At 71.5% G+C, this 14,456-nt stretch carries 4 protein-coding genes; 1 reads left to right on the top strand and 3 read right to left on the bottom strand.

The genetic code is table 11. The annotated features are described in order from the left end of the window. From ACIGYR_RS35395 to ACIGYR_RS35385, 3 genes are all read right to left on the bottom strand, one after another. A partial coding sequence (locus tag ACIGYR_RS35395; RefSeq protein WP_399607883.1) for a type I polyketide synthase occupies window positions 1–10,072 on the bottom strand: 10,072 nt, incomplete at its 3' end. A 60-nt stretch (window positions 10,073–10,132) separates the two neighbouring features. After that, the gene (locus ACIGYR_RS35390) at window positions 10,133–11,950 is read right to left on the bottom strand and encodes an acyl-CoA dehydrogenase (protein ID WP_399607880.1); all 1,818 of its coding nucleotides are present in this window, start codon (window positions 11,948–11,950) and stop codon (window positions 10,133–10,135) included. Between the two features lie 242 nt (window positions 11,951–12,192). Next, entirely contained in the window at window positions 12,193–12,492 is a 300-nt protein-coding gene (locus ACIGYR_RS35385; RefSeq protein ID WP_399607878.1) for a hypothetical protein, read from the bottom strand. A 252-nt stretch (window positions 12,493–12,744) separates the two neighbouring features. On the opposite strand from ACIGYR_RS35385, the gene lpdA reads away from it, so the two are divergent. Next, window positions 12,745–14,145, top strand: coding sequence for a dihydrolipoyl dehydrogenase (lpdA, locus tag ACIGYR_RS35380; protein ID WP_399607875.1), 1,401 nt, complete (start codon window positions 12,745–12,747; stop codon window positions 14,143–14,145). The last annotated feature ends 311 nt before the right edge of the window (window positions 14,146–14,456 follow it).

Here is a 14,456-nt window from a genome sequence, read left to right as displayed (position 1 = left end):
TGTACCAGTACCCGGCATCCAACTCCGAGCCATCGACCACCCGACCCGTCACCGACGAATAGAACGGCACCACACCCGACCTCGGCCGCACCGGCTCCAACAGTTGCGACAACTCCTGCTCGATCAGCTCCACATGAGCCGAATGCGAGGCATAGTCCACCGGGATCCGGCGCGCCCGGATACCGTCGGCCTCACACCGGAGCAGCAGAGCATCCAGGGCATCGACATCACCGGAGACGACCGTCGTGGCAGGCCCGTTGACCGCGGCCACCGACACACCCTCACCCAGCAGACCACGGACCTGCTCGGCCGGCAGCGCCACCGACACCATCCCGCCACGCCCCGCCAGAACACCCAACGCCCTGCTGCGCAGCGCCACCACCCGCGCGGCATCCTCCAACGACAACGCCCCGGACACACACGCCGCAGCGATCTCCCCCTGCGAATGCCCCACCACAGCCGCCGGCTCCACACCATGCGAGCGCCACAACTCGGCCAGCGACACCATCACCGCGAACAACACCGGCTGGACCACATCCACCCGGTCGAACCCAGGAGCATCCCGCTCCCGCCGCACCACCGCCGACAACGACCAGTCCACGAACGCGGACAGCGCCGCCTCACACCCCTCCATCGCCTGCGCGAACACCGGCGACGACTCCCACAACCCAGCCGCCATCCCCAACCACTGCGAACCCTGACCCGGGAAGACGAACACCACACGACGACCGGCGACACCCACACCGGACACCACACCCGGCGCCACACCACCCGACGCCACCACACCCAGCCCCGCCAACGCCTCGGCACGATCCCCGGCCACCACCACAGCCCGGTACTCGAACACCGACCGCGACGACACCAACCCAGCCGCCACACCCGACCAATCCACATCCGAGGACCCGGCCACGAACGCGCGCACAGCCCCCGCCTGCGCCCGCAACGCCCCCTCCGACCTACCGGAAACCACCCACGGCACCACACCGGGCAGCTCGGATGCCGTGTCCTCGTGTTCGACCATGGGCGGCTGCTCGATCACGACATGTGCGTTGGTTCCGCCTACGCCGAACGCGGATACGCCGGCCCGGCGCGGCCGGTCGACCTCCGGCCAGTCCCGCTGCTCGGTCAGCAGCTCCACCGACCCCGCCGACCAGTCCACATGCGACGACGGGGCATCCACATGCAACGTCTTGGGCAGCACACCGTGCCTGAGCGCCATCACCATCTTGATGACGCCGCCCACACCGGCGGCAGCCTGCGCATGCCCGATGTTCGACTTCAACGACCCGAGGAACAGCGGCTGTTCGTCGGTGCGCTCCTGACCGTAGGTCGCGATGAGCGCCTGCGCCTCGATCGGGTCACCCAACCGGGTACCGGTGCCGTGCGCCTCGACCGCGTCGACGTCCGCCGGGTGCAACCGCGCATCGGCCAACGCCTGCCGGATCACCCGCTGCTGCGACAGCCCGTTCGGCGCGGTCAGACCGTTGCTCGCGCCGTCCTGGTTGACCGCACTGCCCCGCACCACGGCCAGCACCGGATGCCCCAGCCGCACCGCGTCCGACAGACGCTCCACCACCAGCACACCCACACCCTCGGACCAACCGGTACCGTCCGCACCCTCCGCGAACGCCTTGCACCGACCGTCCGCCGCCAGACCCCGCTGTCGGCTGAACTCGATGAAGGGTCCGGGGGTCGGCATGACCGTCACGCCGCCGGCCAGAGCGAGGGAGCACTCACCGCTCCGCAGCGCCCGCACCGCGAGGTGCAGGGTCACCAGCGAGGAGGAGCATCCGGTGTCGACGGTGACGGCCGGCCCCTCAAGGCCGAACGTGTACGACAACCGGCCCGAGACCACGCTTCCCGTGGTGCCGGTGAGGATGTGGCCCTCCGTCTCGGCCGTGCCCTGGTGCAGGCGGTGGCCGTAGTCCTGGACCATTGCGCCGACGTAGACGCCGGTGCGGCTGCCCCGCAGCGAGGTGGGGTCGATGCCCGCCCGCTCGAACGCCTCCCACGACGTCTCCAGCAGCAACCGCTGCTGCGGATCCATCGACAGCGCCTCACGCGGCGAGATACCGAAGAACCCCGCGTCGAACTCCGCGGCTTCATACAGGAACCCGCCCGACCGTGTGTACGACTTCCCCACAGCGTCCGGGTCGGCGTCGTACAGGCCCTCCAGGTCCCAGCCGCGGTCCGTCGGGAACCCGGACACCGCGTCCGTGCCCGCGACGACCAGCCGCCACAGGTCCTCCGGCGAACTCACCCCACCCGGGAACCGGCACCCGATACCCACGATCGCCACCGGCTCGGCATCCGCCTCACCCGTGACCACCAGCGGCGAGGGCTCCACGTCCCCGGCAGGGTCGCCGGACAGACCCAGCAAGCGGGCACGTACGAACGCCGCGAGCGCGGCGGCCGACGGATGGTCGAAGACGACCGTGCTCGGCAGCCGCAGGCCCGTCGCGGAGTTCAGCCGGTTCCGCAGTTCCACGGCCATCATCGAGTCGAAGCCCAGCTCACGGAAGGCACGGTCGGGGGCGACCGGGTCCGGTGTGCTGTGACCGAGTGCCACGGCGGCCTGTGTGCGGACCAGGTCCAGCACGGCCGCATACTGCTCTGCCTCGGTAAGTCCGTCGAGCAGCGTCGAGGAGGCGGTGCCGGCGGCCGGCCCCCGCGCCGTGCCGTCCGTGTCCGCCAACACCGCCCGCACCTCGGGGAGGTCCGAGAACAGCGGGGACCGCCGTACCGCGGTGAACTGGGGAGCGAAGACCTCCCAGTCGATGTCGGCGACGACCCTGGTCGCCTCGGTGGCCGCCGTGGCGTGCGCGAGCGCGGCGACCGCCTGGTCCGGGTCCATCACCCGCACGCCTCGGCTGAGGATCCGGTCCCCGACCTCGCCGTCCGCCATTCCGCCGCCGCCCCACAGTCCCCACGCGACGGACAGCGCGGCCTGTCCTCGCCCACGGCGCTGCTGGGCGAGCGCGTCGAGGTACGCGTTGGCCGCGGCGTACGCGCCCTGTCCTCCGCCGCCCCAGATGCCGGCGCCGGAGGAGAAGAGGACGAAGGCGTCCAGATCCGTGTCCTGGAAGACATCGTCCAGATGGTGCGCGCCGAGCACCTTGGCGGAGGTGAGCCGGGCCAGCAGGTCCAGGTCCGTTCCGGCCAGCGGCGCGGTGTCGGTCGTACCGGCCGCGTGGATGACGGTACGCACGGGGTCGCCGTCGGCGGCTGTCCGGGCGACGAGTTCGGCGAGCGCGTCCCGGTCCGCGACATCGCACGCGGCGACGGTGACCCGTACGCCGAGAGCCGTCAGCTCGGACTCCAGCTCCTCGGCCCCGGCCGCGGCGCGACCCCGACGGCTGGTGAGTACCAGGTGCTCGGCACCGTTGACCGCGAGCCATCGGGCGAACCGGCGGCCGACACCGCCGGTGCCGCCGGTGATCAGGACAGTACCGTGGGGCTGCCATGCGGGGCGGTCGTGCAGGGCCTTGCGGGCGACCCGCGCCAGACGCCGGGCGAAGACGCCGGAGGGACGAAGGGCGAGCTGGTCCTCGCTCCGCTTCCCGGCGAGCACACCACACAGTCTGCGCAGCACCTGCGGATCGGGGGCCTCCGGCAGGTCGACCAGGCCGCCCCATCGGTCGGAGTGCTCCAGCGCGGCGACCATACCGAGCCCCCACACCTGCGCCTGCACCGGTCGCATCGCCGTCTCGGCGCCGGGGACCTGTACGGCTCCGCGCGTGACGCACCACAGGGGAGCGTGCGCGGCGGCGTCACCGAGCGCCTGGATCAGCAGGAGCGTCCCGGCCGGTCCGGCCGTCAGCATCCGGTGGTCCGGGCGCGGCGTCTCGTCCAGGGCCAGCAGGGACAGTACGCCCGCCGGTTCGGCACCGCCGAGCCCGGCGACCGCCTCGGCGACGCACCGGGCCAACCGCTCCCGGTCGCAGTCCGCGGCCACGGTCATCCGTACGACCCGAGCGCCCGCGGACGACAGGGCGCCCTCGACCGCCTCGGCCCACGGGTGGGCCGAGACGCTGTCCGGAACGGCGAGCAGCCAGGCACCGCTGAGCGACATCGACTGCGATTCGGACACCGGCCGCCAGTCGACGCGGTAGTGCCAGGCATCCGTCTCGGCACGCTCACGGTTGTCCCGGCGCCAGGCGCCGAGCAGCCCGATGACGTCCTCCAGCCGGGAGGCGTCGTCCACGGCGAGCAGTTCGGCGAGTTCCGCCCGGTCCGCCCTGTCGACGGCATCCCAGAACCGGCTCTCTTCGGGGTCGGCGACGTCCGCAGCTGTCACGCCGGCCGATACGTCGAGCCAGTACCGCTCACGCTGGAAGGCATACGTCGGCAACGTCAGGAAGTCCGGCATCCGCCGCCCGGCAACCGGCCACTGAACATCCACCCCGGCTACGAACGCCTCACCCAGAGCAAGAGTGAAACGCCGCTCCTCGTCCTCGTTGCGGCGAAGCGTGCCCAGCACCACCGCGTCCGCGTCCGCCTCCTCGACGCTCTCCTCCACCGAAGCCGTCAGCACCGGATGCGCACTCGACTCCACGAACACATCGAAACCGTCGGCGAGCAGCGCCCGAGTCGCACCGTGGAAGTCCACCGTCTGCCGCAGATTCGTGTACCAGTACCCGGCATCCAACTCCGAGCCATCGACCACCCGACCCGTCACCGACGAATAGAACGGCACCACAGCCGCGCGAGGCCGCACCGGCTCCAACAGTTGCGACAACTCCTGCTGGATCAGCTCCACATGAGCCGAATGCGAGGCATAGTCCACCGGGATGCGGCGCGCCCGGATACCGTCGGCCTCACACCGGAGCAGCAGAGCATCCAGGGCATCGACATCGCCCGAGACGACCGTCGTGGCAGGCCCGTTGACCGCGGCCACCGACACACCCTCACCCAGCAGACCACGGACCTGCTCGGCCGGCAGCGCCACCGACACCATCCCGCCACGCCCCGCCAGAACACCCAACGCCCTGCTGCGCAGCGCCACCACCCGCGCGGCATCCTCCAACGACAACGCCCCGGACACACACGCCGCAGCGATCTCCCCCTGCGAATGCCCCACCACAGCCGCCGGCTCCACACCATGCGAGCGCCACAACTCGGCCAACGACACCATCACCGCGAACAACACCGGCTGGACCACATCCACCCGGTCCAACCCAGGAGCACCCCGCTCCCCCCGCACCACCGCCGACAACGACCAGTCCACGAACGCGGACAGCGCCGCCTCACACCCCTCCATCGCCTGCGCGAACACCGGCGAGGACTCCCACAAACCCGCAGCCATCCCCAACCACTGCGAACCCTGACCAGGGAAGACGAACACCACACGACGACCGGCGACACCCACACCGGACACCACACCCGGCGCCACACCACCCGACGCCACCACACCCAGACCCGCCAACGCCTCGGCACGATCCCCGGCCACCACCACAGCCCGGTACTCGAACACCGACCGCGACGACACCAACCCAGCCGCCACACCCGCCAGATCCACATCCGAGGACCCGGCCACGAACGCGCGCACAGCCCCCGCCTGCGCCCGCAACGCCCCCTCCGACCTACCGGAAACCACCCAGGGAAGCAGTCCCTGGGGCTCGGCCGAGATGTCATCCGGCTCCGGTGCGGTGGTGACCTGTTCGAGGACGACGTGCGCGTTGGTGCCACTCATGCCGAAGGAGGAGACGGCTGCCCGGCGCGGCCGGTCCAGCTCGGGCCAGTCCCGCTGCTCGGTCAGCAGCTCCACCGACCCCGCCGACCAGTCCACATGCGAGGACGGCGCGTCCACGTGCAACGTCTTGGGCAGCACACCGTGCCTGAGCGCCATCACCATCTTGATGACACCGCCCACACCGGCGGCAGCCTGCGCATGCCCGATGTTCGACTTCAACGACCCGAGGAACAGCGGAAGTTCGCCGTCCCGCTCCTGGCCGTAGGTCGCGATGAGCGCCTGCGCCTCGATCGGGTCACCCAACCGCGTACCGGTGCCGTGCGCCTCGACCGCGTCGACGTCCGCCGGGCGCAACCGCGCATCGGCCAACGCCTGCCGGATCACCCGCTGCTGCGACAGCCCGTTCGGCGCGGTCAGACCGTTGCTCGCGCCGTCCTGGTTGACCGCGCTGCCCCGGACCACGGCGAGCACCGGATGTCCCAGCCGCACCGCGTCCGACAGACGCTCCACCACCAGCACACCCGCGCCCTCGGCCCAGCCGGTACCGTCCGCACCCTCCGCGAACGCCTTGCACCGCCCGTCCGCCGCCAGACCCCGCTGCCGGCTGAACTCCACGAACAGACCGGGCGACGACATCACCGTCACACCACCGGCCAGCGCCATCGCGCACTCACCGCGCCGCAGCGCCTGCACCGCCAGATGCAACGCCACCAACGACGACGAACACGCCGTGTCCACCGTGACCGCCGGCCCCTCAAGGCCGAACGTGTACGACAACCGGCCGGCGGTGACACTGCCGTGCGTGCCGGTCAGCAGGTAGCCCTCGCTCTCGGGGGTCGCGTCGGCGAGACGGGGGCCGTACTCCTGGACCATGGCGCCGACGTAGACGCCGGTGCGGCTGCCCCGCAGCGAGGTGGGGTCGATGCCCGCCCGCTCGAACGCCTCCCACGACGTCTCCAGCAGCAACCGCTGCTGCGGATCCATCGACAGCGCCTCACGCGGCGAGATACCGAAGAACCCCGCGTCGAACTCCGCCGCCCCATACAGGAACCCGCCCGACCGCGAGTAGGACTTCCCCACCGCATTCGGATCGGCGTCGTACAGCCCTTCCACATCCCAGCCGCGGTCCGTCGGGAACCCGGACACCGCGTCCGTGCCCGCGACGACCAGCCGCCACAGGTCCTCCGGCGAACTCACCCCACCCGGGAACCGGCACCCGATACCCACGATCGCCACCGGGTCGGCATCCGCCCCGCCCGCGGCCGGCACCTGCGCGGGCTCCGGTTCGCCCGTCCCGTCGCCGGAGAGTCCGAGCAGCTCGGCGCGTACGAACGCCGCGAGCGCGGCGGCCGACGGATGGTCGAAGACGACCGTGCTCGGCAGCCGCAGGCCCGTCGCGGAGTTCAGCCGGTTCCGCAGTTCCACGGCCATCATCGAGTCGAAGCCCAGCTCACGGAAGGACGCCTCGACGTTGATGTCGTCGGTCGCGGCCGTGCCGAGCACGATGCCGAGGTGGGTGCGGACCAGGTCCAGCGCCGCGTCCCTGCTCGCGCTCCGGCCCAGTGCGGCCCACTGCTCGCGCAGCGGGGTCTCTTCGGTGGCGGGATCCTGGTCCCCCTCGACGGCATGGGCGGCCTCGACGGCGGGGGACGTCTGTCCGGGGCCGGTGCGGGCGGCAGGCGCGTCCAGCCAGAACCGGCGGCGCTGGAAGGCGTAGGTGGGCAGGTCGACCCGCCGGGCGCCGGAGCCGGCGAAGGCGGCCGACCAGTCGACCGTGACGCCGTGCACGTTGGCCTCGGCCAGGGCGGTGAGCATACGGTCGAGTCCGCCCTCCCCGCGCCGCAGGGAGCCGACGACGAGGCCCTTGCCGTGGACGTCCTCCGTGGTCTCCTGGATGCCGGCGGCGAGGATGGGGTGCGGGCTGACTTCGAGGAACGTCTCGTGCCCGGCCTCCGCGAGCGCCCGTATCGCGGGTTCGAAACCGACGGTGCGCCGGGAGTTGCGGTACCAGTACTGGGCGTCGAGTTCGCTGGCGTCCAGCCACCGGCCCTCGACGGTCGAGTAGAACGGCACCTGTGCGGACGTGGGAGTCACGCTGCCGAGCAGGTCCAGCAGCGGCTCGCGGATCCGCTCCACGTGCGCCGAGTGGCCGGCGCAGTCGATGGGCAGCAGGCGGACGCGGATGTCCTGGTTCTCGCACCACGCGATCAGCTCGTGCAGGGCGGGTACGTCACCGGAGACGGTGACGGCGCGGGGGCCGTTGACGGCCGCGATGGACAGCTGGTCCGCCCATGGGGTGAGAAGTCGCTCCACCTCGGCGGCCGGCAGGGCGACCGAGGCCATGCCGCCGGTTCCGGCCAGCAGGGCGAAGGCCCGGCTGCGCAGGGCGACCACACGGGCGGCCTCCTCCAGGGAGAGCGCGCCGGCTATGTGGGCGGCGGCGATCTCGCCCTGCGAGTGGCCGACCACGGCGCCGGGTTCGACGCCGTACGACCGCCACAGTGCGGCGAGGGAGACCATCACCGCGAACAGGACGGGGTGGACCACGTCGAGGCGATCGAGGGACAACTCGGGATCGGACTCGCTGCCGCCGCGCAGTACGTGCGTGAGCGACCAGGGCACATGCGGGGCGAGTGCCTGCTCGCAGCGGCGGATGTGCTCCGCGAAGACCGGCGAGCCGTCCATGAGGTCGACGGCCATGCCGGCCCACTGGGAACCCTGGCCGGGGAAGACGAAGACGGGGCGGCCCGCGGTGCGGGAGGCGACGCCCTCGACCACTCCGGTGGCGGGACGGCCGGCGGCCAGTTCGGCCAGGCGGGTGCGGAAGTCCTCCGTGGTGGCGCCCAGCAGGACGGCCCGGTGCGGGAAGGCGGTGCGGGTGGTGGCCAGGGAGTGTCCGATGTCGGCCGGGTTCACCGCGTCGTCCAGCCGGTCGAGCAGCGCCTGTGCCTGGCCGCGCAGGGCCCCCTCGGTCTTGGCGGAGATCAGCCACGGAACGGTGCCGGACGGGACCGGGTCCGGCTCGTCCGGTTCGGTGCCGGCGCCTTCGCGCCAGTCCTCCAGGACGACATGGCAGTTGGTGCCGCCGACCCCGAAGGAGCTGACGCCGGCGATCAGCGGGCCGTCGTCCTTGGGCCAGGGGCCGTTCTCCGTACGGACCCTCAGCCGCAGTTCCGTCAGCGGGATCGCCGGGTTGGGGGTGTGGAAGTGCAGGCTCGGGGGGAGTTCCCGGTGCTTGATCGCGAGTGCGGTCTTGATGAGGCCGGCGATGCCGGAGGCGCCCTCCAGGTGGCCGATGTTGGTCTTGACCGAGCCGACGAGCAGCGGGTCGCCGTCGGGGCGGGCGGCGCCGAGGACCTCCCCGAGGGCGGCGGCCTCGATCGGGTCGCCGACCCGGGTGCCGGTGCCGTGCAGCTCGACGTACTGCACGTCCCCGGGGTGCACGCCGGCATCGTGGTAGGCGCGGCGCAGGAGCTCGGCCTGGGCGTCGCGGTTGGGGCTGGCCAGGCTGTCACCGCCGCCGTCGTTGTTGACGGCGCTGCCGCGGATCAGGCAGTGGATCCGGTCGCCGTCGGCGATCGCGTCGGACAGGCGCTTGAGGACGACGAGGCCGCCGCCCTCGCCGCGCACGATGCCGTTGGCCCGGCTGTCGAAGGTGAAGCAGCGGCCGTCCGGGGACAGGGCGCCGAACTCCGCGACGGTCAGGGCGCTTTCGGCAACGAGATCGAGGTTGATGCCGCCTGCCAGGGCGAGGCTGGACGCACCGCTGCGCAGGCTCTCGCAGGCCAGGTGGACGGCGGTGAGGGAGGAGGACTGCCCGCTGTCCACGGTGAGGCTGGGTCCGCGCAGGCCCAGGACGTAGGAGAGGCGGTTGGCGATGATGCCGCGCTGGAGGCCGGTGAGGGTGTGCGGCGTGATGCCCGTGGTGCCCTGGCGGTGGGCCAGCGTGGCGTAGTCGTCCCAGATCGCGCCGACGAAAACGCCCGCGTCGGTGCCGTGCAGCGTCTTCGGGAGGATGCCGGCGTCCTCCAGCGCCTCCCAGCCGAGTTCCAGGGCGATCCGCTGCTGCGGGTCCATCACGGTGGCCTCGCGCGGGGAGATGCCGAAGAAGGCCGGGTCGAACCGGTCGGCTCCGTCGAGGAAGCCGCCCCACCGGGTGCTCGCGCCGGGTGTGTCCGTCCCCTGGCCACCGGTGTGTTCCGCCGCGTCCCAGCGGTCAGCCGGGACTTCCCGGATCGCGTCGACGCCCTCGCGCAGGAGCCGGGCGAACGCGTCGGGGCCGGATGCCTGGGGCAGCCGGCAGGCCATGCCGACGACGGCGATGGCTTCGGCGGGGGTGTCGGACGTGAGCCGGGCGCGGGCCTGGGAGGAGTTTCGCATAGTGCTGCAAACCTTCGGGGCAGGGCGGTCCAGGAGGAGTGAACGGGTGTTCCGTCCCGGCTACGCGGGGTCGGCGAACGCGGCCTTGGTGTAGGCGGTCGCGTAGTCGGCGTGCGCGATGGGGGCGCCGACCAGGTCGTAGGGCACGTCCAGGGCTTCGGTCAGCTCCATGGCGTGCGGGGCGAGGTCGGCGCAGATCTGGTTGAGCAGGCCCGGCAGGGCGCCGGTCTCGTCGGCGGTGAGCAGGCCCTCGGCGAGGTACCAGCCGCTGTGCGCGGAGATCTCGGTCAGCACGTGCAGGGAGCACAGGTCGCGGGCCAGGCGCCGGGCGTCGGCGTCCGGCAGGGCGTCGGTCTCGGTGCGGACGAGGTCGACCAGCAGGCGCAGGGCGTGCGCCTCGGCCAGCTGCTCGGCCAGTTCGAAGCGGTCGTTCCAGATGTCGAACTCGCCGAGTCCGGCGGCTCGGGCGGCGCCGAGTTCGGCGACGAGCAGTTCGTGCAGGCGTCGTTCCCGGGTGCCGGTCAGCGCGCGCCACCGCGCCGGGTCGCGCAGGTCCTGGTTCTGGGCGGGGGTGGACTCGTCGGCGGGCGGCTCGTAGTCGAAGCCGAGGGCCATGGTCCAGGCGGCGTTGAGGTGGAGGACCTGGGTGCTCAGTCCGGCGGCGTTGAAGGCGTGGGCCAGGCCCTGGTAGTCCAGGAAGCGGTTGCTCGGGCTGAAGCCGAGGACGCCGGAGGCGGCGCGGGTGTCCGCGGTGACCCGTTCGGCGAGGCCGTCGATGGCCGCCTTGAGGGTGAACAGGGTGCGGATCTCGCCGGCGCTGCGTCCGACCGGTTCCGGGCCGGAGAAGGACTTCGCGGCCATGCCGGCCACGTAGGCGGCGGACAGGGCGCCGAACAGGGTGCGCTGCTGGTTGCGGTAGCGGATGACCGGCATGGGGTCGGCGAATCCGGCGAAGGTTCCGTTGGTGTAGCGGGCGTGTGCGTGCCGGACGGCGACGGCGGCGCTGGCCCGGGTGACGGCGGCCAGGCCGACGGCGGCCACCTCCCAGACGTACCGGATGAGCCGGGAGGCTTGCCGCGAGCGCATCGCCGGGTTGCTGAGGGCGTCGGTGAAGGTGCCGTCCTCGGCGATCTGCGCGGAGTCCCGCAGCCAGTGGCGGTAGGGAACGCGTACGCCCTGGAAGGAGACGGTCGCCCAGTCGAGGGGGAGGATCGGGGCCGAGTCCTGCGGTTCGATCACCACGCCCGGGCAGGGGCCGGTGGTGTCGCTGAGCGGTACGACGAAGCAGAACAGCCCGCGGTCCTGCCCGTCGACGACGAGCTTGGCGGTGACGATGCCGGTCCGGGAAAGGCCGGGACAGGCCACGCTCGGCGGGTACTTGACGGCCTCCGGGCCGGGGGTGGTGAGGACGAACTCGCGGGTGGCCGGGTCGTAGACGGCCTCGGTGCGCACGGCGGCGTTGCTGTTGCCGTGGCCGAGTTCGGTCATCAGCAGGGCGCCCACCGTCTCGGTGGACGCCAGCTGGGCCAGGACGTCGTCCAGGTCGTCACGGTCCCCGCCGAACTCCAGGATGGCGCCGACCGTGGTGCAGTGGTGCAGGAAGAAGGCGTAGAAGAGCGAGGGGTCGGCGAGGGCGACCCATTCCAGCAGCGGGAAGAGGACATCGCGCTGCTTCAGCAGGGGGGTGCCGGTCTCCAGCTGGTCGCTGATGTGCCGCAGCCGCTGGTAGGTGAGCGGGTGGCGGTCCCGGTCCGCCAGGCCGGAGGGTCTGGCGAAGAGCTCCGGCGAGAAGATCTCCTTCAGCCGCGGCAGCGTCTCCCGGTAGGAGTCGCCGTGCACGAGCGAGGACAGGGCGTCGCGCAAGTTGCTCGATTCCATGACCAGTTTCCCCGTTCCGTCTTCGTCGTCGGTGTGTGAAGCGGCGGTGAGCGCGCATGCGTGCGTCGTCGCGCGCATGGCAGGCAGCGGTCAGCGCCACGGCGGCCGCGTGAAGGCACGCGGCAGCACTGCGGGGCTGCCCGGCAGGCAGATGTGTTCGGTGTGTCGGTGGTGGGCAGGCGGAACCGGGGAACGGTCTGCCCGTCCCACGGGCTGGATCAGCCGTGCCTGTGCGGCGGCTGCTACGTCAGCGTCAGGTGACGCTTTCTCAGAACGTCGCGGCGCATCTTGATTTCATGGGCCGAGGACAGCCTGCCCCCGCCGTGCACGACCTGGGTCGGCCCCGCCTTCAGGGCGCTGTGAGGCCCTCGGTGCGGCCGGCCGGCCATGCCGTCCCCGTGTGCGGTCATCCCCGCCGTGTCGATACCGGCGGTCGGCGCCGCCGAAAGACCCTGACCGGCTGCGAGGAGAGCGGCGGTTTCCCCGCCTGTCGTTCCCCCGGCGACCATCAGGTCATCACTCTTCTCCGCGCCGTCAGGCACGTCCCCGTCCCCCTTAAATAAGCCGCTTCGCAACTTTTCGTAACTTATGAGCCACGATGCGCAGGCATTCCGCCACGGCTGATCAATACCTATCACGGGACCGGATGGGCCGCCTCCAGAACCAGCGTGTCGAACATCACTCCCGGCACAGCCGTGGGGAGTTGGTAGCGTCGGGTCACCAACTGGGTGACCGCCAGGGCAGGTTCGGACGGGTTGCGCGTCGCACCGCAGCCGGACAAGGATCATCTCTTTGTGAGCCAACATTTCGATGTCCTTGTTCTAGGAGCGGGCCCGGGCGGCTACACGGCCGCGGTTCGCAGCGCCCAACTCGGCCTGTCCACCGCGGTGGTGGAGGAGCGGTACTGGGGCGGCGTCTGCCTCAACGTGGGCTGCATCCCCTCCAAGGCGCTGCTGCGCAACGCCGAGATGGTGCAGTTCGTCACGAACGAAGCCAAGGCGTACGGCATCTCCGTGGGCGATGACGTCTCCGCGGACTACGGGGTCGCCCACCAGCGCAGCCGCAAGGTCGCCGACGGCCGGGTCAAGGGCGTCCACTACCTGATGAAGAAGAACGCCATCACCCAGCTCGAAGGGCGGGGTGCCTTCACCGACGACCACACCCTGACGGTGACGTACCCGGACGGTCGTACGGAGAGCGTGACCTTCGGCCACTGCGTCATCGCGGCCGGCGCCACTCCGCGGCTGCTGCCGGGCACCGCCCTGTCGGACCGCGTGGTCACGTACGAGAGCCAGATCCTCAGCGAGACGCTGCCGGCGAGCATCGTCATCGCCGGTGCCGGCGCCATCGGTGTGGAATTCGCCTATGTGCTGCGCAGCTACGGCGTGGACGTCACCATCGTCGAGTTCCTGGACCGCATGGTCCCGCTGGAGGACGAGGAGATCTCCAAGGAGCTCGCGAAGCACTACCGCAAGCTCGGCATCGAGGTCCTTACGGGCACCGCCGTCGAGACCATCGACGACTCGGGCCCGCGCGTCCGCGTCACCGTCGCCAAGAACGGTGAGCGCCGGGTCCTGGAGACCGACAAGGTGCTCCAGGCCATCGGCTTCGCCCCGAACGTCCAGGGCTACGGCCTGGAGAACACCGGTGTCCGTCTCACCGAGCGCGGCGCCATCGACGTCGACGGACGTTGCCGCACCAATGTGCCGCACATCTTCGCGATCGGGGACGTCACCGCCAAGCTGATGCTGGCGCACGCCGCCGAGTCCATGGGCATCGTGGCCGCCGAGACCATTGCCGACGCGGAGACCATGGAGTTGGACTACACCATGATCCCGCGGGCCACCTACTGCCAGCCGCAGGTGGCCAGCTTCGGCTGGACGGAGGCCCAGGCGCGCGAGCGCGGATTCGACGTCCAGGTGGTCAAGTTCCCCTTCACCGCCAACGGCAAGGCCCACGGTCTGGGGCACCCCGTGGGCCTCGTCAAGGTCATCAGCGACGGGAAGCACGGCGAACTGCTCGGTGCCCACCTGATCGGCCCCGAGGTCACCGAACTCCTCCCGGAACTGACGCTGGCCCAGCAGTGGGACCTGACGGTGCACGAGGTCGCCCGCAACGTCCACGCGCACCCCACGCTCGGCGAGGCGGTCAAGGAGGCCATCCACGGCCTGGCCGGTCACATGATCAACATGTAGCCACCTCACGTCGGTGGACGGTTCGCGCACGAGCTGATCGCCGCGGTGCTCGGTGGCGATCAGCCCGGCGCGTTCGTCCGCTCACCCGTGGGGCGCGGGGCGGTGGGCGGGGTGGAGAACGCCGCGACGGTGGCGGCTTGCGTGGTGCCGTGGGTCTCGCGAATGCGTTCGGCGCCGGACAGCGCCGGCGCTGATGCGAGACAGACGGTTGCGGTGTCACCTGGACGCAGGACCGGGCGGAGGACCGGGCGGCCGGCGCCGGCAGCGCGTCGGCGGGCCGATCGCTGCCGCTCTGCCCGTTCCCGTGCGGC

The organism is Streptomyces sp. NPDC053076, from assembly GCF_044546845.1.
In the GTDB taxonomy this organism is placed as follows: Bacteria; Actinomycetota; Actinomycetes; order Streptomycetales; family Streptomycetaceae; genus Streptomyces.
Note: the sequence above shows the minus strand (reverse complement) of the source record. Positions and strands in the feature narration are given on the sequence as shown.